The following is an 18,662-nucleotide window of genomic DNA, read 5'->3' on the forward strand; positions in this document are numbered from 1 at the left end:
GGGGACCCCTCCCCGTCGAGTGTCCACAACACGCGGACGATTTCTCGGATGGTCCGCGTGTCTTGGACGCTCAGCGCAGCGCGGAGAGGGGCGCCGATCATGACGGATGCCACGGGGGCGACGCCCGAGCCCGCAACTCCCGAGCCCGCAATGCCCGAGCCCGCTATGCCGGCCCCCGCGGTGCCCACGCCCGCCACCGCGGCGCCGACGGACGCCCCGGCGATCCCCGCCGACCTGCGCGCGGCGTTCGACGCCTACGAGCGGGCCATCGTCGCGAACGACCTCGACGCGCTCGACGCCTTCTTCGCGCCCGGGCCCGACACCCTGCGCGGCGACCCGGCGGGACTGCTCGTCGGGCACGACGCGATCAGCGGGTTCCGCTCGCTGCGCGGAGGCGTGCCCCCGCGCGACATCGCCGAGGTGCACTACCGGCCGCTCTCGCCGGATGCCGCCCTGCTCATGTCGGTCTCGCGCTTCCACGGCGGAGGCCGCGGCCTGCAGACGCAGGTGTGGCAACGCCTCGACGGTCGGTGGCTCATCACCGCCGCCCACGTCGCCCCGCGCACAGCCCCGCTCGACCGCACCATCTGGCGCAGCGTCGGCGACCCGTTCCTGCAGGGATCGTGGGAGGGGCCGCTGGCAGGGCTCACCGTCGCCGTGAAGGACCTGTTCGCGATCGCTGGGTTCCGCGTCGGCGCGGGCAATCCGACCTACCTCGAAGAGGCGCGGCCCGAGAAGGCCACGGCCCCGGCCGTCGCCGACCTGCTGCGCGCGGGAGCGTCACTGCGCGGCATCGCGCGGACCGACGAGTTCGCCTACTCGATCGCCGGCGACAACGTGCACTACGGCACCCCGCCCAACGGTGCGGTGGTGGGCGCCCTCCCCGGCGGGTCATCGAGCGGACCCGCCTCGGCCGTCGCCCTCGGCCACGCCGACATCGGGCTCGCCACCGACACCGCCGGTTCCATCCGCGTGCCGGCGTCGTACCAGGGTCTCTGGGGCCTGCGCACGACCCACGACCTCGTACCGCGGCAGGGCATGCTGCCGCTCGCGCAGTCCTTCGACACGATCGGCTGGCTCACGCGCGACGGCGAGACCCTGCAACGCGTCGCGGATTGGTGCCTCAGCTACGACGGCTCGACGTCCACCGAGAACGTCTACGGCGCCTCGGGAGACGACCTGCCGTGGCGCTTCGTCGTGCCCGAAGAGGTGCTCGACTGCGTGGAACCGGCGACCCGTGAGGCATTCAGCCGACTGCTCGCGGCTCTCGCGGCATCCGATGATCCGCCGCCCTTCCGGGCCGTGTCGAGCGGAGACCTGGATGCCGCGTTCACGGCGTTCCGCACGGTGCAGGGCGCCGAGGCGTGGCGCAACGACGGGGAATGGCTGCGGGCGCACCCCGGCGCCGTCGGCCCGGCCGTGGCGGAGCGCTTCGAGATCGCCTCGCGCATCACGGCGACCGACGAAGCCGCCGCGCGCGAACACCTTGAGCCGATCGCCGCTCATCTCGCCGAACTCGTCGACGGCGCCGTGATGATCTTCCCGACCGTGCCCGGTCCCGCTCCCCAGCGCACGGCAGACGTGGATGCCGTGCGCGCCGCGACCCTGCGCATGACGGCACCCGCGGCGATCGGCGGGCTCCCCGCGGTGTCGGTCCCGCTGCTGCGGGTCGGCGGCGCCCCGGTCGGCGTCTGCCTCGTCTCGCGCGCCGGCACCGACATCGCCCTCGTCCGTCTGGCTCGGCGCTTCGCCGCGCTCGCATCCACCCGCCCCCGCACCACGGAGTCCTGATGTCCCACCTCCCCGGCCCGATCGACCCGCCCGCGCGCCTGCTGATGGGCCCCGGCCCCATCTCGGCCTACCCGAGCGTCCTGCGCGCCATGGGCGCCCCGCTGGTCGGCCAGTACGACCCGTTCATGACGGCGACCATGACCGAGACGCAAGAGCTGTACCGCCAGGTCTGGGGCACCGAGAACGACGCGACCCTGCTGATCGACGGCACCTCGCGCGCGGGCATCGAGGCCGCAATGGTCTCGCTTATCCGCCCGGGCGATCGGGTGCTCGTGCCGGTGTTCGGCCGCTTCGGCCACTTGCTGGCCGAGATCGCCGAGCGCGCGCTCGCCGAGGTGCACACGATCGAGGTGCCGTGGGGACAGGTGTTCCCGGTGTCGACGATCCGCGAGGCGATCGAGCGGGTGAAGCCGCACCTCGTCGCGTGCGTGCAGGGCGACACCTCGACCACGATGCTCCAGCCGCTGGAGGAGATCGGCGAGATCTGCCGCGCGCACGGCGCCCTGTTCTACACCGACGCCACCGCCTCTCTCGGCGGAAACCCCTTCGAGATGGACGCCTGGGGACTGGATGCCGCGACCGCCGGCCTGCAGAAATGCCTCGGCGGGCCGTCGGGATCCGCGCCGCTGAGCCTCTCGGACCGCGCCGTCGAGGTGGTGCGTTCGCGCGCCCGCGTCGAGGCCGGGATCCGCGAAGAGGGCGACGCCTCGGCATCCGACTTCATCCGCTCGAACTACTTCGACCTCGCGATGATCCTCGACTACTGGGGGCCTCGCCGCCTCAACCACCACACCGAGGCGACGACCATGCTCTACGGCGCGCGCGAGTGCGCCCGAGTGCTGCTGCTCGAGGGTCGCGACGAGGTCATCGCGCGTCACCGGCTGCACGGCGACGCGATGCTCGCGGGGGTCGAGGGCCTCGGCCTGACCGTGTTCGGCGATATCGCGCACAAGATGACGAACGTGGTGGCGGTGGAGATTCCGGATGCCGTCGTGGGCGACGCCGTGCGCAGCGAGCTGCTGAGCGACTTCGGCATCGAGATCGGCACGTCGTTCGGACCGCTGCACGGCCGCGTGTGGCGCATCGGCACGATGGGCTACAACGCGCGGAAAGACGCGGTGGTCACCACCCTCGCCGCCCTCGAGGCGGTGCTGCGCCGCCACGGTGCCGCGGTCGCGTCCGGCGGCGGGGTCGAGGCCGCGCAGGGCGTGTACGCGGGGGCGAGGGCGTGAGGGCGACCGGCGCCGGGCGCGGCCCTGCGACGGGTTGCGGCGGCGGCGGGGCCCGCGCGTGACGGCATCCACTCGCCTCCAGGTCTCGGAGGAGCGCATCGCCTCGGCGGCGCGCCGCGTGATGGGTCGCTGCGAAGAGCTCGCGCGCGTCACCTCGACGCCCGGCTCGATCACCCGCGTCTACCTCTCGCCCGAGCACGCGCGGGTGAACCGCCTGGCGGCCGAATGGATGCGCGAGCTCGGCATGACCACCCGGCAAGACGCCGCGGGCAATCAGGTCGGGCGCCTCGCTCCGGCCGGGATGCCCGATGCTCCCGCCCTGCTGCTCGGCTCGCACCTCGACACGGTGCCCGACGCGGGACGCTTCGACGGCATCGTCGGGGTGCTGATGGCGCTCGAGGTCGTGCGGCTGCTGCGCCGCGTCGACGATGAGGGCACGGCATTCAGCCCCTTCCCCTTCGCCCTCGAGGTCATCGCCTTCAGCGATGAGGAGGGCACGCGGTTCGGCAAGGCCCTGCTGGGCTCGTCGGCCGTGGCCGGTCAGTGGGATCCCGCGTGGTGGGATCTGACGGATGCCGACGGGCTCACCCTGCGCGAAGCCTTCCGCGACTTCGGGCTCGACCCGGGCCGCGTGGGCGAGGCCGCCCGTCGGCCCGACCAGCTCGTGGCGTATCTCGAGGCGCACATCGAGCAGGGGCCCGAGCTGCACCGCAGCGGACAGGCTCTCGCCGCGGTGTCGTCGATCGCGTCGGCGCGGCGGTTCCAGCTCGTCGTCGAGGGTGAGGCGCGGCACGCGGGCGGCACGCCCTACGACATGCGGCGCGACGCCCTGCTCGGGGCGAGCGAGGCGGCGCTCGCGGTCGAGCGCATCTGTCGCGGCGAGCACCACATCGTCGGCACCGTCGGTCAGCTCGAGGCCTTCCCCGGCGCGGTCAACGTCGTGCCCGGCGAGGCGCACCTCTCGCTCGACCTGCGCGGGGAGTTCGACGCCACGCGCGACCACGTGTGGGACGAGATCTCACGCGAGCTCGACGCGATCATGGGGCGCCGGAGCCTGCGCTGGCACGCTCGCGAGGTTCACAGCGCGCCCGCCGTGTTCTGCGCTCCGCTGCTGCAGGACGTCGTCCGCGCGGGCATCGGCGGCGACGCCCCCACGCTCTTCAGCCGCGCCGGACACGACGCCATGGCGATCGGCGCCATCACCGACGTCGGCATGCTGTTCCTGCGCAACCCCGACGGCATCAGCCACCACCCCGCCGAGGCCGTCGCGGGGGCGGATGTGGCCGCGGGCATCCGCGCCCTGGCCGAGGCCGTGCTGCACCTGGGCGCTGAGCCGCGCTGAGGCGCGGGCGCGGAGTTGACGCTGACGCCGCCGCCCGGTGCGCGGCGTCTCGGGGCGCCGGTCGTGGCCCCGGGGCGCGGTGCGCGCGGGCGCGGTCGGAGGTGGGGCGTCGGTCGTGGCCCCGGGGCGAGCTTCGTGACCCCGGGGCCACGAACGGTCAGGGGCTGACGCACCGCCCGAACCGCGACCGTGACAGCGGCGAACCGGCGCCGCCCGGGCCGCGCCTCACATGATCCAGATGTGCTCGCCGTGGTGCACGTCGAAGCACTCGTACGGGCCGAGGTCGTCGATCGCGCGGACGACCGTGCCGTTCTCGAACTCCAGCGCGAGGCTCGAGGGCGCGTCGACTCGCACCGCCGTCACGGTCAGCGAGAGCAGATCGAGGAGCGGCGCGGCGAGGTCGCGGGCATCTTCGGCCGATCTCTCGTCGCCTCCCGTGACGGTCACGGCGAGCACCCCCTCGACGTCGAGACCCACGCCCTCGTCGAAGAACAGCGACACCTTGTAGCGGCCGTAGGTCACGGCATCCAGGCGCCGTCCCTCGAAGAAGCCGAACGTCTCGCCCGCGGTGATCCCGTACACGGCGGTCAGCCTACGCGGCACCCCCGCCGGCGAGCCTCCACACGCGGTCGCGCGAGAACGGCAGCTCGTACCCGCGGCGGCCGAGGGCGCGCGAGACGGCGTTGCCGATCGCCGCGCCCACCGGGTTGTACGGCGACTCGCTCATCGACTTGGCGCCGAAGGGTCCGAGGGTGTCGTCGGTCTCGGCGAAGTACACCTCGGTGTCGGGAACGTCGGCGAACTGTGGCACGCGGTACGTGCGGAACACCGGGTTCTGCACGACGCCGTCCTCGAGGTACACCTCTTCGTACAGCGCACCGCCGAGCGCCTGCGCGGCGCCGCCCTCGATCTGGCCGCGGCACTGGGCGGGGTTGATGACGACGCCCGCGTCGGCCGACTGGACCGACTGCAGCACCTTCACCGTCCCCGTCTCGGGGTCGACGGCCACGCGCACCGCGTGCACGTTGAACGCGAGCGAGCGGACCTCGCCGAACTCCGCCCCATCGGCGGTGAGGCCGTCGGCGCCCCCGGCCTCGACGATGCGCGCCCACGTCACGGTCTCGCCCGCGAACGAGATTCCGGATGCCGTGACCTCGGCCCCCGCGGCATCCGCCCGCGACAGCTCGGCGGCGATGGCGATCATGCGGCGCTTCAGCGAGAGGCAGGCGCCGTACAGCGCCTTGCCGGCGACGACCGTCCCCGCCGAGGCGAAGGCTCCGGTGTCGTGGCGCACCGCGTCGGTGTCGGCGGCCCACAGCTCGAGACGGTCGGGGGTGGCGTCGAGGACCGTCGCCGCGATCTGGCGGTGCACGGTCGCGGTGCCGTTGCCGAACTCGGCGGTGCCGACGCGCAGGAGGTACGTGCCGTCGGGCCGAAGCGTCGCGCTGGTGTGGGCGATGTGCCCGCGCGGCGCCATGGTCGCGATCATCGCGGCAGCCATGCCCTCTCCGACGAGCCAGCCCGCCGGGGCCTCGGCGTCGTTGCCGCGCCGCAGCGCGTCCTGCGCGAGGTCGAGGCACTGGTCGAGGCCGTAGCTGCCCCAGATCAGGTCTTCCTCGTGGGGCTCCTCGCCGTCGTCGGGGTGCAGGGAGTCGCCCTCGCGCACGGCGTTGATGCGGCGCAAGTCGAAGGGGTCGATGTCGAGTTCCTGCGCGAGGGCGTCCATCGCCGACTCGACGGCGAAGACCACCTGCCCGAGCCCGTATCCGCGGAACGCCCCAGAGGGCGGGTTGTTCGTATAGACCGCCTCGGCGTCGATCCACTTCGTCGGCACGCGGTACAGCGTCGTCGACTCGGCGCACGAGTGGAACAGCACGCCGATCGCGTGGTTGCCGTAGGCGCCGGTGTCGCTCAACACGTCGAGCTTCATCGCGGTGAGGGTGCCGTCGGCATCCGCCCCCAGCGTCGTGCGGACGCGCATCGGATGCCGCAGAGAAGCCCGGACGAACTGGTCGGTGCGCGAGAACTCGTAGGCGACGGGCCGGCCGAGGCGCAGCACCGCGAGCGCGGTGAGGTCTTCGGTGAAGAGTTCCTGCTTGCCGCCGAAGCCGCCGCCCACGCGGGCCGCGTACACCCGCACGCGATCTCGTTCGAGGTCGAACACGTGCGCGAGCTCGTTGCGCACGAGGAAGGGCACTTGCGTCGACGAGCGGATCACGAGGCGACCGCCCTCATCGATCCAGCCGACGGCGCCGTGCGTCTCGAGCGCCGCGTGGGTCACGCGCGACGAGCTCCACTCGCCCGTGATCGTGGTGTGGCTCGCGGCGAGGGCCGCGTCGATGTCGCCGCCGTGGCCGACGTGGAAGCCCGCCACGACGTTGCGGCCGGCGTCCATCACGCGTTCGTCGGGCGTGCGGTCGGGGTGCAGCAGCGGGGCTCCGGGCCGGCGCGCCTCTTCGGGATCGAACACCGCGGGCAGCACGTCGTACTCGACCTGCACGGCACGACATCCGGCATCCGCCGCCTCAGCCGTCTCGGCGACGACCGCGGCGACCCGCTGACCGACGTGACGTACGACGTCGTCCAGCATGCGCGTGTCGTCGGGGTCGTCGGTGCGGTGCTCGTGGCGGCCGGTCGAATAGCGCACGTCGGGCACATCGTCGTGGGTGAACACGGCGACGACGCCCGGTACCGCCCGCGCGGCCGCGGTGTCGATCGACGCGACTCGGGCGTGGGCATGCGGCGACGTCACGACCCGCAGGATGAGCGGCGGGCCGCCGGGCACGGGCTCGTCGAAGGTGAACGGTTCACGACCCTGGACGATGCGCCGTGCGGCCTCGGGGATGGCGGAGGTGCCGACGCGGCCGGTGACGGATGCCGCCGCCCCGGTCGGTGTGCACACCTCCTGCAGATCGGCAGGCGTGGGCGTCGAGGCAGCCGTGAGGGACGGATCTGCAGGGGGTGTGTCGTGCCCCGCGCAGGCACCGCCGCAGCCGGCGGAGGCCGCGGCCGGCGCTGCCGACCCGGTCTCACGCACGGGCCCCCGCACCGACGCCCGGATCGCCTCGCGGATCGGGCGGTATCCCGTGCACCGGCAGAGGTTGCCCTTCATACGCCGGTCGAGGTCGCCGAGGTCGTCGGGGGTCAGGGTCGAGGCCGTCACGCTCATGCCGGGCGTGCAGAACCCGCACTGGAAGCCGAAGCCGGTCGCGAGGGCTTCCTGCACGGGGTGGAGGTCGTCGCCGGGAGCGAGACCCGCGGCGGTCGTGATCGCACGGCCCTCGAGCCGCATCGCGGGGATGAGGCACGAGTGCGTCGGCGTGCCGTCGAGCAGCACCGAGCACGCGCCGCAGTCGCCCGCGTCGCACCCCTTCTTCACCTCGGCGTGGCCCGCCTCGCGCAGCAGCGTGCGCGCACTCTGACCGGGGCGGGGGTCGGCCTCGACGGCGGTTCCGTTGACCTCGAACCTCACGCCGCGCCTTCCTGCAGTTCCCGGACGAAGCGCGCCCGCAGGCGCTCCGCGAGCACGACACTCACACCCCGACGCCAGTCGGCGCTTCCGAGCGGGTCGGTGTAGAAGTCGCTAGCGGCGGCCACGGCATCCCGCAGCTCTCCCGCCCCCGGCACGTGCGGAAAGCGCAGCACGCGGGGCCGACGCACCGCGGCCGTCACGACGAACACCGCGGTGCCGTCGGGGTCGACCCGGGCCGTGACCACGGCGCCGGAGCGGCCGAGTTCGGCCAGGGCGATCTTCTGCAGCCCGACCCGCGCCTCCAGGGCCCGCGCGGGAATGTCGAGGGCGCGCACGACCTCGCCGGGCGCGAGGGAGGTCGCGGCGTTGTCGATGACGAGCTCCGCGACCGCGATGCGCCGTTCGCCGCCATCGGGCGTCCACACCAGGGCCGTGGCATCCAGGGTCGACAGCAGGGCGATCATCGCGCCGGCCGCGAAGGCCTGGCAGACGTTGCCGCCGACGGTGGCGGTGTTCCAGATCTTGAACGACGCGAGCAGGGCGTCGGCCGAGGGGCGGGCGAGAGCGAGCGAGGTCCACGCGGGCGGAGCCTCGGTCTCGACCCACGCGAGCAGGCGCGCGATCGTGCAGGTGGCGCCGATCCGCAGGCCCTCGTCGGTGATCTCGAGGTCGGGCCACCCGAGCGTGGTCAGGTCGACGAAGCCGGTGGTGCCGGGCTGCGGCTCGCTCATGATCCAGGTGCCGCCGGCGATGACGACCTCACCGGGCGCGAGCGCCAGGTCGGAGCGCGTCCGCGCGGCGCGGTACGAGGTGACGGTGGTGATGTCCACGACTCAGCCCGCCAGGATCCGGCCCGACCAGCGGCCGTCGGCGAGCGTGTAGTGCTGGCGCGTGCTCTGCCCGATCGGGTCGCCGCGCCAGAACGTCAGTGTCACCGGACGCAGCCGGAACCCGACCCACCGCTCGGGCGGGTCGAGCGCGGGGTGGGCGTCGGAGAACTCCGCCCACAGGTGGTGCCGCGCGTCGAGCGGAAGGTGGGCGTTCTCGTGCGTGTTCAGCCACGCGAGCAGCTGCAGATAACGGGACCGTTCGCGATAGACGGCCGCAGCCTCGGCGGCGCTCACCCGCTCCACGATCCCGCGCACGACGAGCTGTCGACCGATCTCGGGCCACGCCACCGCCATCGCGGCGACCGGGTTCGCGGCGATCTCGGCAACCTTCGCGCTGGCCGAATCGGTGTGGAACGTGAGGCCCGCGGCATCCCTGTCGCTGATGAGCACGTGACGGAGCGAGGGGATGCCGTCCAGCCCGATGGTCGACAGGGCCGCGAGGGGCCGCAGTTCGCCGTCGTGGGGAGGGAGCCAGCGTTGCATCAGCGCGAGCGGGTCGTCGACGAGCACGTCGATGTCGGCGACGTCGGAACCGAACGTGGTGCCGGCCGTGATCATGGCCACCTCCGGGGGCTGCAGCGGGTAGGGCCGAGCGTAGGGACGGCGCGTTTCGGCGATGTTGCCGTCATGAACATTCGCTGAAACACGCGCTTTCTACACTCCGGTCATGACCCCGCTGCCGCTGATCGACGCCTGCCCCAAACGGATGGAGTACGGACCCTGCGGCGGGGTCGGCTTCGACGGGTCGTGCGAGATCGACGCGACGCGCCGCTGCGCGTTCCTGCACCGACCGACCGTGCCGTGGGCGGGGGTCGACCGTGCGGCGGTTCCGGCGCCGTCGCCGCGGACGACCGCGGCAGCGCAGACCCTCGCGGCCCTCGACACCCGGCCCTGGGTGGTGGCGGACCTGCCCGCGCGCGCCCTCAGCGTCTCGTCGATCGACACGTGCGCGGAGATCCTCGCCGGAGAAGTGGATGCCGTCCTCGCCGGCGACGCGGGAAGCGCGCGGGTCCAGTTCCCTCCCTCGTACCGCGCACACCTGCTGCAGCGGCGAGGGCTGCGCGTGTGGACCGGCCTGAACATGCGCGACCGCAACCGTGTCGCGATCGAGGGGGAGCTCGCCGCTCTCGCGGTCGAGGGGGTGGCGGGCGTGCACTGCGTCACCGGTGACCACACGCGCACCGGTCACCGCCCCGACGCCGCGCCCGTCTTCGACCTGGACTCGACCGAGGCCACAGCCCTCGCCCGCGCCGCCGGCCACGTCGTCTCGGTCGCCGCCTCACCGGCGGCGCCGCCGGTCGACCGCCGCGCCGCGCGCCTGCGCGAGAAGGTGCGGGCCGGGGCCGACGTCTGCTTCGTGAACCACGCCGGGGGTGCCGAGCCCGTGCGCCGGTTCATCGACGAGGTGGGCGACGTCGTCCGGTTCATCCCATGTGTCCCCGTCGTCGTCGACCACGCCTCGGCCGACCTGCTCGAGTCGTTCACCACCCTGGTGCTGCCCGAGGGTTTCCTCGAGCGCGTGCGCGGGGCGCGAGACCCACGGGCCGAGGGGATCGCCCTCGCCGTCGCTCTCGCAGAGGAGATGCTCGCGCTGCCCGGGGTCGTCGGCGTCAACCTCTCGGGCGGGCGCGACGGTGCCGAAGACTCGTACGCCGAGGCGCTCGCCGAGGTGGCGCGGCGCCTGCGGTGACGGTCCGGCCGTGGGTCTCGAGCGGGCCGTACTCCTGAGCTTCCGCCGTTCGGGTGCCTCGGCGCGCCGAGTCCCCGCGGCTCGAGCCGGCGCGGCCGGCGTTTCTCAGGAGTTTCGCGCGCCCCGGGTGGATCACCGTGCGCGCCTCAGTGCATGATCATCCCGCCGGTGACGTTGATCGCCTGACCGGTCAGGTAGCCGCCCGCGGGCGACGCGAGGAAGTGCGTCACCCCCGCCACGTCCTCCGGCGCGCCCAGTCGCCCGAGCGGCGACTTCGCGCTCCACGTGCGCACGTCGTCCTCGGATCGGGTGTCGGCGCCCATGTCGGTGAGCACGTACCCGGGGCACACGGCGTTGACGCGGACACCGTGGCATCCCCATTCCTGCGCCCCCGCGCGCGTGAGCGCGACGACAGCGGCCTTCGACGCGGCGTAGTGGCCCTCGCCGCCGCCGCCCTGCTTGGCGGCCATGCTGGCGATGTTGACGATCGAGCCCGCGCGCGCCTCGAGCATGACCGGGGCGACGGCCTGCATCGTCACGAGCGTCGCGCGCGCGTTGATGTCGAGCACGAGATCCCAGTCGTCGACCGAGATGTCGAGCAGCGAGACGTGCTGGAACACCCCCGCGCAATTCACGAGCACGTCGACGCCCCCGAGTGCCTCGATCGCCTCTCCGGCCGCGCGGCGCGTGTCGAGCGGGTCGCGCAGGTCGACGGAGAAGAAGAGGGATGCCGTATCCCCGGCGGGAGCACGACGATCGAGCACCGCGACCCGGGCGCCGTCCGAGACGAACCGCTCGACGATGGCGGCGCCGATGCCGCCGGACCCGCCCGTGACGATCACGCGCTGAGACATGAGGCTCCTTCCGTGGGGCGTCGGGTCGCCCTCGGCGGCACCGTACGCCCGGCGGGTGCACCCTCCGGAGACGCCCGTGTTTCCGCGGCGTAACGCTTCTGCGGTCGCGCCGGGTCGGCGGCATCCGGGGTCGTACGCTCGGCTCATCGCCGGCCCGAAGCCCCAGGAGAGACGTGCCCGTTCACCCCGCCATCACCGACCCCGCCGTGCGCGCGCACCTCGAACGACTCGCGGCGCGGGCCGGCACGATCCCCTCGGGGGCGACGGATGCCGAGGGCGACGACGCCGCGCGGATCGCCGAGCTGCGCGCGAACCCGTCGTGGGTCCGAATGCCCGACGACGAGACCCTCGAGTCGATCGACCTGGATGCCGCGGGCCGGGGCCTGCGTCTGTACCGCCCGCGCGCCGGGCACCGGGGAACCCTCGTGTTCGCCCACGGCGGCGGGTGGGTCGCCGGGAACCTCGACAACAACGACGCTCTGTGCCGTGCCCTCGCTCTCGCCACCGGTACCCAGGTGCTCAGCGTCGACTACCGCCTCGCGCCCGAGCACCCCTTCCCGGCGGGTCTCGACGACCTCGACCGCGCGCTGCGCTTCGCCGCGTCGGGTGCCGACGGGCTCATCGACCCGTCGCTGCTCGGTGTCGCCGGGCACAGCGCGGGCGGCAACCTCGCCGCCGCGCTCGCGCTGCGCGCGCGGGACGGCCGGGCTCCCGGCATCCGGTGTCAGGTTCTGCTCTGCCCGGTGCTCGACGCCCCCGATCCGTCACGCCCCAGCTATCGCGCGCACACCGACGACCTGCCGCTGACCGCGCGCGGAATGGAGTGGTACTGGGGTCTCTACGTTCCGGATGCCGCGGCCGCGGTGCCCCTCGAGGCGGCGCCGCTGCGCGCCCCCGAGGTGGCGGGGTCGGCCCCCGCCGTGATCGTCGCCGCGGCGGTGGATCCGCTGTCGGACGAAGCGGAGGAGTACGCCGATCGCCTCACGGCCTCGGACGTTCCGACGACCTTCGTGCGCCGCGAGGGCGTGCCGCACCTCTTCCTGGTCTTCCCCTCGACGCCCGCGCGCGACGAGGTGCTCGCGCAGATCGCGCCGGCCGTGCGCGCGGCGTTCGCGTGAGGGCCTGACCTCGTCCCACTTTCGGTGGGGTCATGTCCCACTTTGTGCGGTCTGCGACCCGTGCAGGTGACCATTTTTGGGACATGGATACGCCCCCGCCGCCCCGCAAACAACTGGCCCCACGCCCGGAACACCGCGGAAACACGCCATTGTTACCGTCATCAACATGTCGCTCCTGGTCACGAACGCACGTCTCATCACGGTCCCCGCGGGCACCGACGACCCCGGCTACATCGAGCGCGGATACATGCTCGTCCGCGACGGCCGCATCGCCGCGATCGGCGCGGGCGACCCCGATCCGGGCCTGACCGCCGACGAGACCCTCGACGTCGACGGCAAGTTCGTCGCCCCCGGCTTCGTGTCGAGTCACAGCCACCTCTTCACGAGCGGGTCGCGCGGACTCGGCGTCGACCAGACGCTCTACGGCTGGTGCACGTCGATGTTCAGCGTGCTCAACAACGCCTCGCCCGACCAGATCTATTGGGCGACGCTGCACGGCTCGCTCGACTTCCTCGCCAACGGTGTGACGACGGCGTACAACTTCACCGACCCGCTCCTGCCCTGGGAGCCGATGGTCGAGGGCAAGCGCTCCGACGGCGGCGGCATCCTGCGCGATCACGCCTGGCACACCCGACAGGCCGATGGATGCCATGACGCGGGGCTCCGCTTCGTCGACTCGATCGCCCTCGATGCCACCGTCGGTACCGACGAAGAGATCTTCGCGCGCTTCGAGGCCTCGCTCGATCACGTGCTCGCGATGGATCCCGACATCGCCCTCGGGGCCTCGATCATGGGCCAGGTGCAGTGGTCGACGCGTCCGGATGCCGCCGAGATCGAGGTCGCGGTCATGGACCGCTTCGGCGTCACCAACCAGGCGCACTTCCTCGAGACGTACGAGGCGATCGAGCACCAGCAGACGAAGTTCCAGCTGTACAAGAACGCCGGCGCCCTGCGCCCCGGCATGATGTTCGGCCACTTCATCCAGACGACGCCCGAGATCATCGCGGATGCCGCCGCCGGCGGCGCATCCATGTCGTGGCAGCCCGCGTCGAACGGGCGTCTGGCGTCGGGCATCGCCCACGTGCCCGAGATGCTCGAGCAGGGCATGAAGGTCGGCATGGGCCTCGACGACCAGGCCTGCACCGACGTCGCCGACCCGTGGCAGAACATGCGCATGGGCATGTTCATGCAGCGCGCCCGCACCCACGACCCGCTGTCGATGATGCCCGAGCGCGTCCTGCGCCTCCATACCCTCGGCGGGGCCGAGATCATGGGCGTCGACGACCGCGTCGGCAGCCTCGAGGTGGGCAAGTTCGCCGACTTCATGGTCGTCGACCCGCGCACGCCCGACATCGGACCGCTGTGGAACCCCGTGCGCAGCTACGTGCTCGCGTGCGGCCTGCGCAATCTGCAGCAGGTCTACGTCGGCGGAGAGCTCGTAAACGACCGGGGCGTCTCGACGAACCCGCTCGCGGTCGAGGCCTCGCGCGTGCTGCACGAGGAGCTCCCGGCGTTGGCCGAGGAGTTCGGCGTCATCCTCTGACCCCGCGTCTTTCCTGCTGAGCGTCCACTCCGCGTCCCGCGCGCCGGGGTGGCGTCTCCCGGACGCTCAACCTGCGCGGCCCCATCCCTATTGAGTGTCCAAAACACCCGGACGGGATGCCGCGATCATCCGGGTTTCTTGGACGCTCACGGACTCGAGAGCGCCCGCTATCCCGGCCCGCCCTCGCGCGCGACGGGACTCCATGACAGCGTGAAGGCATGCGCAGACGCATCGCGGAACTCGACGTCCACACCTCCGTCGACGAGGTCGCGGGGCGCGACGTGCTGTTGTGGCACCACGGGTCGCCGCAGACCGGGGCGATCCTTGCTCCGGTCCAGAGTGCGGCCGATGCCCACGGTCTCGCCGTGGTCTCCGTCGCCCGCCCCGCCTACGCCGGGTCGCCGCGACAGCCGGGCCGCACCGTCGCGGACGTCGCCGCGGGGCTCGTTGCGGTGCTCGACGCCCTTGGCGCGGCATCCGTCGTCTCGGTCGGCGCCTCTGGCGGCGGGCCTCACGCTCTCGCGTGCGCGGCGGAGATGCCGGAGCTGGTCCGCAGCGTCGTGACCTTCGCGAGCCCCGCGCCGTTCACCGGCGACGACGCCTGGTTCACAGGAATGCAGGCGCCGGGCGGGCTGCGGTCGGCCGTCGACGGAGAAGTGTCACGTCGCCGCTTCGCCGAGACCGACGAGTTCGATCCCGAGCAGTTCACGGATGCCGACTTCGCGGCGCTCGAGGGCGAGTGGGCGTCTCTCGGAGCCGACGCCGGCGCGGCCGGAGCCGACGGACCCGAGGGGCTCATCGACGACGACCTCGCCTTCACCCGCCCCTGGGGTTTCGCGCTCGGCGAGGTGTCGGCATCCGTTCTGCTCGTCCAGGGCGAGTGCGATCGCGTCATCCCTCCCGCTCACGCTCGGATGCTCAAGGCCGCCCTCCCGCACGCGACGCTCGACCTGCACGCCGACGACGGTCACATCTCGGTGCTGCGCCACCTGGGTGCAGCGCTCTCCCGTTGACCGACGCGCGAGACGTCAGCGACGCCGCGTGATCCGAAGCAGCGCTTCGCCGACCGCGGCGATCGCCGCCGCGCACGCCAGCGAGACCGCGATGGTGACGAGAGCTGCCGCGGGGCCGGTGGAGTCCAAGGCGGCTCCGGCGATCACTCCGCCGATCGGCACGCCGAGTGACATCGCCGCGGTCGGGTAGGCGAGGGTCTCGGTTACGCGCCCCTCGGGGGCGCGGGCGGATGCCACCAGGATGCCCGACACCATCACCGGCGACAGCGCGAGCCCGAGGATGAGGATCACCCCGAACAGGAGGGGAGCGGACCCCTGCGCGAACGGTAGGGCGAGGGCGACCGCGCAGGCGAGCACGGCGAAGAGGATGTATCGCGCGGCGGGGGAGAGCTTCCACGTCCGCGCTCCGGTGATGACCGAGCCGATCGCGATGGCCACGGCCAAGGCGCTGAACGCCGGGCCCGCGAGCCACGGCCGCTCGCTCAGCTCGGCCCAGCCGACGAGGCTCACGTCGAAGGCGCCGAACACTCCGCCGAAGGCGATGCAGGCCACCGCGATGGGGATCACCCCGGCGGGAGGCAGGACGAGGCCTCGGCGCGGCCGGCGCGGTGTCGGAGCGGGCTGCGTCGCGCGCTGCGATGCGAGCCACACGCCGCCGATCACTCCGAGCCCGAGCGAGCCGAGGACCGCCACCGCGGGGTCGAGGGCAGCGGCCACCGCGGTGATGGCGGGCGGCCCCGAGATGAACACCATCTGGTCGGCGATCGTCTCGAGAGCCAGAGCGGGGGTGCGCTGCGCCGGCGGTGCCAGCACGGTCCACCGCGCGCGGACGGCCGAGGTGAGGTCGGGGGTCGCCGCCCCCGTGACGAACGCGGCCACGAGCCACGTCCAGAACGGTGCACCCGTGAGCACGAGGGCGAGCAGTCCGGATGCCGCGAGCACGAGGCACGCGAGAGACACCGGGATCACGCGCGCCTGGCCATGGCGGTCCATGCGCGACGACCACAGGGGCGCAGCGATAGCCATGCCCCCGACGAGGGGCGCGACGACCAGCCCGGCCGAGGCGAAGCTGCCGGTCGCGGCCGACACGAGCAGGATGATGCCGAGCGACAGCGTCGCCCGGGGGAAGCGCGCGAGGATGCCGGCGGCGACGAAGCTGCGGGCCCCGGGCAGGCGCAGCACCCGGCCGTAGGCGCGGACGCCCTGGCCCGTCTCGGCGGCGACGCTCACGCGCGCACCGCCCGCCGGTCGCCGGCACAACGCAGGAGCATCCGATGTCCGTCGCCGCTGAGCCGCGGGGCCCGGCGCGCCGGCGGTGGTGAAGGAGCGAACTTCCTGCGTTGTGCCGGGATCGCCGGTATGACCCGCTCGTCGAGCGTTCGTCCTCCGAGCCCGGTTACAGCGGGAGCCCCTGTCTCGGCTCTCACGCGGTGTAGTCGAATCGGCTGATCTCCTCGAGCGCCTCGACGACGAACGACACGCTGTCCTCGAACAGCTGCGCGCCGTGCGCGGCGTTCGCTCCGGTCGGGTCGCCGAGCACGCCGGTGGGACCGAAGTCGTTCGACAGCCACCCGAAGGTCACCGGTTTGCCGTTGAAGCCGATGTGGCGGAAGTCGCCGATGTGGGCAGGCACGGTGGCCTCGAACGTCGTGGCATCCACGAGCTCGGGCCGCAGGTGCATGATCATGCTCGTCTCGCCGTGTCCGGCGTGGATGCCGGTGCCGTGCTCGTCGGGTCCGCCGTCGGTGCCGTCGAACGAGGGCACGCGGGCGGCGGGCATGAAGAACGTCCGCAGGCCGAAGCGGCGACGCAGCTCGCGGTTGGCGACGTTGAGCAGGGCGACGTTTCCGCCGTGGCCGTTGAGGAACACCAGCGTGCGGGCCCGGGTGGTCAAGAGCGACCGGCCGATGTCGACGATCGTCTGCATCATCGTCTCGGGGGTGAGCCACAGGGTTCCCGGCGCCCACGAGTGCTCGTCGGACTTCGTGATCGACAGGGTCGGCAGCTGCCACACGTCGAGGCCCAGCGCGGCGGCGCGCGCGACCGCGACGGTAGCGGAGGCCTCGGCGACGATCGCGTCGGTCGCGAGGGGCAGGTGCGGGCCGTGGTGCTCGATCGCGCCGGTGGGCAGCACGAGGATGGAGGTCTCGGTGAGGGCCTCGGCGGCCGCGGGGCCGCTCAGTTCGGCCAGCAGACGGGTCATGAGATGATCGCTCCCTTGCGCGCTCCGGTGTAGTCGGGGTTGAGCTTTCCGGGGTTCAACAGGCCGTTCGGGTCGGTGACGGCGGCGGTCTCGGCGGTCTGCTCGACGTTGAAGTCGACGTTCCACTGGTGCGGGTTGTGCACGCCGACGCCGATCGCGTTGAGCGCGGTGATGCCGCGGTACACGTCCTCTTCGCTCACGTAGGGCGCGGCGAGCATGCCGATGGGGAACGCCTTCGTCGACTCGATGTGGAGCTTGCCGCCCGCGAACACCGACTCGACGGCTTCGATGTCGTCGGCCAGCGGGGCGCCCGCGACCTCGAGGTGGAACACCTCGTGCGCCTGGCTCTTCTGGTACCACTCGATCGGGTGGTTGTAGCTGAGCATCGACAGGCGGATGCTCGCCTGCGGGCCCTCCCGCACCGCTTCGACGCGGCCGCCCGCACCCTCGATGACCGCGGTGACCTCGTCGATGAGCGAGGCGTCGATGATCGCGCGCAGGCTCGAGCGCCCCTCGGGGATCGCCTCGTCGGAGGGGAGGGCCGCCGAGATCTCGACGCCGTCGCCCGAAACCAGGCGCGGGGTGGGGGTGAGGTTGCCGATCGTCTGCACGACGGAGAGGGTCCCGGCGAAGTCGGGGAAGCTCGCCCAGAGTCCCCGCCACTCGCGCAACGGTTCGAGGCGCACGGTCGCGCGCACGATCACGCCCGCGGTGCCGTAGTTGTGCACGTACTTCTGGGCCTCGTCGCCCTCGACGTGGAGGATCTCGGCGCTGCCGTCGGCGTGGACGACGTCGAGGGCGGCGACGAAACCGCGGTCGTTCGAGCCGTGCTCGATCGATCCGGTGCCCCCGGATCCGCCGGAGAGGAACCCGCCGATCGTCGACTGCGCGGTCGAGGGATACATCCACAGCGCCTGGCCGCTCGCCCACGCGGCCTGCTCGAGCATGACCATGGGGGTGCCGGCCTCGGCGGTGATGAAGCCGTCGCCGACCTCGACGATCGCCTTGGCCCGCGTGGTGTCGATGACGAGGCCGCCCTGCATCGGAATGCCCTGTCCGTAGTTGCCGGTGCCCTTGCCGCGCACCGTGATCGGAACACCGTGACGGGATGCCGCGGCGACGGCCGTGGCGATCTGCTCGGCATCCGCGGCGAAGACGACGAGGTCGGCCAGACCCAGCGGGAGCTTCGCGGCGATGATCGGCGACATCGGCGAACCGTCGACGCTGGCGCGTTCACGCACGCGCGGTTCGGTGCTGACGGCGGCGGGGCCGAGCAGGTCGAGCAGTTCGTCCTCGAGGGAGAGGACGCGGGTGGCGGTGTCGCTCATGGGGTGTGTCTCCGGGTGGAACGGGCGGGGGTGGGTGCCGCTGGGGGCGCCGAGCAGCGGTGCACAACGCAGGAGTGCTCCGACCGGCTGGCCCGATTTCGCGTGTCAGTCGGCGCGGGGCAGCGGATCTCCTGCGTTGTGTCCGCGACGGAGCGGTGACCGGGTTTCGGGGCGCGGGTGCGGCCG

15 protein-coding genes are annotated in these 18,662 nt (G+C 72.8%); 7 read left to right on the forward strand and 8 right to left on the reverse strand.

What is annotated here, in order from left to right:
* Positions 1 to 48 precede the first annotated feature (48 nt).
* The 3 genes from OVA26_RS03455 to OVA26_RS03465 are packed head-to-tail and all read left to right on the forward strand — an operon-like array spanning position 49 to position 4,365.
* Positions 49 to 1,791 carry an AtzH-like domain-containing protein gene (locus OVA26_RS03455; protein ID WP_268102999.1) on the forward strand — a complete coding sequence of 581 codons (1,743 nt, stop codon included), beginning with the start codon at positions 49 to 51 and terminating at the stop codon, positions 1,789 to 1,791.
* Complete coding sequence (locus tag OVA26_RS03460; protein ID WP_268103000.1) at positions 1,791 to 3,023, forward strand: pyridoxal-phosphate-dependent aminotransferase family protein; 1,233 nt, start codon at positions 1,791 to 1,793, stop codon at positions 3,021 to 3,023. Before OVA26_RS03455 ends, OVA26_RS03460 begins: the two co-directional genes overlap by 1 nt.
* 58 nt (positions 3,024 to 3,081) lie before the next feature.
* Positions 3,082 to 4,365 (forward strand): allantoate amidohydrolase, encoded by a 1,284-nt coding sequence (locus OVA26_RS03465; protein WP_268103001.1) that lies wholly within the window; start codon positions 3,082 to 3,084, stop codon positions 4,363 to 4,365.
* Positions 4,366 to 4,590: 225 nt separating this feature from the next.
* Here the strand turns inward: OVA26_RS03465 and OVA26_RS03470 are convergent, their stop codons facing one another.
* Genes OVA26_RS03470 through OVA26_RS03485 form a run of 4 tightly spaced genes read right to left on the reverse strand, consistent with a single transcriptional unit; the run spans position 4,591 to position 9,285 of the window.
* Positions 4,591 to 4,947 carry a DUF6188 family protein gene (locus OVA26_RS03470; RefSeq protein WP_268103002.1) on the reverse strand — a complete coding sequence of 119 codons (357 nt, stop codon included), beginning with the start codon at positions 4,945 to 4,947 and terminating at the stop codon, positions 4,591 to 4,593.
* 10 nt (positions 4,948 to 4,957) lie between these two features.
* A complete protein-coding gene (locus OVA26_RS03475) occupies positions 4,958 to 7,837 on the reverse strand; it encodes a molybdopterin-dependent oxidoreductase (RefSeq protein ID WP_268103003.1) in 2,880 nt (959 codons plus the stop codon).
* The gene (locus OVA26_RS03480) at positions 7,834 to 8,667 is read right to left on the reverse strand and encodes an FAD binding domain-containing protein (RefSeq protein WP_268103004.1); all 834 of its coding nucleotides are present in this window, start codon (positions 8,665 to 8,667) and stop codon (positions 7,834 to 7,836) included. The genes OVA26_RS03475 and OVA26_RS03480 overlap by 4 nt, the downstream gene beginning before the upstream one ends.
* Before the next feature lie 3 nt (positions 8,668 to 8,670).
* Complete coding sequence (locus tag OVA26_RS03485) at positions 8,671 to 9,285, reverse strand: pyridoxine/pyridoxamine 5'-phosphate oxidase (protein ID WP_268103005.1); 615 nt, start codon at positions 9,283 to 9,285, stop codon at positions 8,671 to 8,673.
* A 109-nt stretch (positions 9,286 to 9,394) separates the two neighbouring features.
* Between OVA26_RS03485 and OVA26_RS03490 the strand changes: the two genes are divergently transcribed.
* Positions 9,395 to 10,417: a methylenetetrahydrofolate reductase C-terminal domain-containing protein gene (locus OVA26_RS03490; RefSeq protein WP_268103006.1), complete on the forward strand. Its 1,023-nt coding sequence runs from the start codon at positions 9,395 to 9,397 to the stop codon at positions 10,415 to 10,417.
* A gap of 146 nt (positions 10,418 to 10,563) precedes the next feature.
* Here the strand turns inward: OVA26_RS03490 and OVA26_RS03495 are convergent, their stop codons facing one another.
* Complete coding sequence (locus OVA26_RS03495; RefSeq protein WP_268103007.1) at positions 10,564 to 11,271, reverse strand: SDR family NAD(P)-dependent oxidoreductase; 708 nt, start codon at positions 11,269 to 11,271, stop codon at positions 10,564 to 10,566.
* Positions 11,272 to 11,444: 173 nt separating this feature from the next.
* Between OVA26_RS03495 and OVA26_RS03500 the strand changes: the two genes are divergently transcribed.
* From OVA26_RS03500 to OVA26_RS03510, 3 genes are all read left to right on the forward strand, one after another.
* Positions 11,445 to 12,389 (forward strand): alpha/beta hydrolase, encoded by a 945-nt coding sequence (locus OVA26_RS03500; RefSeq protein WP_268103008.1) that lies wholly within the window; start codon positions 11,445 to 11,447, stop codon positions 12,387 to 12,389.
* Between the two features lie 166 nt (positions 12,390 to 12,555).
* Positions 12,556 to 13,932: an amidohydrolase family protein gene (locus OVA26_RS03505; RefSeq protein WP_268103009.1), complete on the forward strand. Its 1,377-nt coding sequence runs from the start codon at positions 12,556 to 12,558 to the stop codon at positions 13,930 to 13,932.
* Positions 13,933 to 14,150: 218 nt separating this feature from the next.
* Positions 14,151 to 14,945 carry an alpha/beta fold hydrolase gene (locus OVA26_RS03510; RefSeq protein WP_268103010.1) on the forward strand — a complete coding sequence of 265 codons (795 nt, stop codon included), beginning with the start codon at positions 14,151 to 14,153 and terminating at the stop codon, positions 14,943 to 14,945.
* Positions 14,946 to 14,960: 15 nt separating this feature from the next.
* Here OVA26_RS03510 and OVA26_RS03515 read toward each other — a convergent pair whose 3' ends face one another.
* From OVA26_RS03515 to OVA26_RS03525, 3 genes are all read right to left on the reverse strand, one after another.
* Positions 14,961 to 16,175, reverse strand: a complete 1,215-nt coding sequence (locus OVA26_RS03515) for an MFS transporter (protein WP_268103011.1) — start codon at positions 16,173 to 16,175, stop codon at positions 14,961 to 14,963.
* Positions 16,176 to 16,368: 193 nt separating this feature from the next.
* The gene (locus tag OVA26_RS03520) at positions 16,369 to 17,148 is read right to left on the reverse strand and encodes a creatininase family protein (RefSeq protein ID WP_268103012.1); all 780 of its coding nucleotides are present in this window, start codon (positions 17,146 to 17,148) and stop codon (positions 16,369 to 16,371) included.
* Positions 17,145 to 18,476, reverse strand: a complete 1,332-nt coding sequence (locus OVA26_RS03525; protein ID WP_268103013.1) for an FAD-binding oxidoreductase — start codon at positions 18,474 to 18,476, stop codon at positions 17,145 to 17,147. The genes OVA26_RS03520 and OVA26_RS03525 overlap by 4 nt, the downstream gene beginning before the upstream one ends.
* Positions 18,477 to 18,662 lie beyond the last annotated feature (186 nt).

The organism is Microbacterium sp. SL62 (assembly GCF_026672635.1).
Taxonomy (GTDB): Bacteria; Actinomycetota; Actinomycetes; order Actinomycetales; family Microbacteriaceae; genus Microbacterium; species Microbacterium testaceum_A.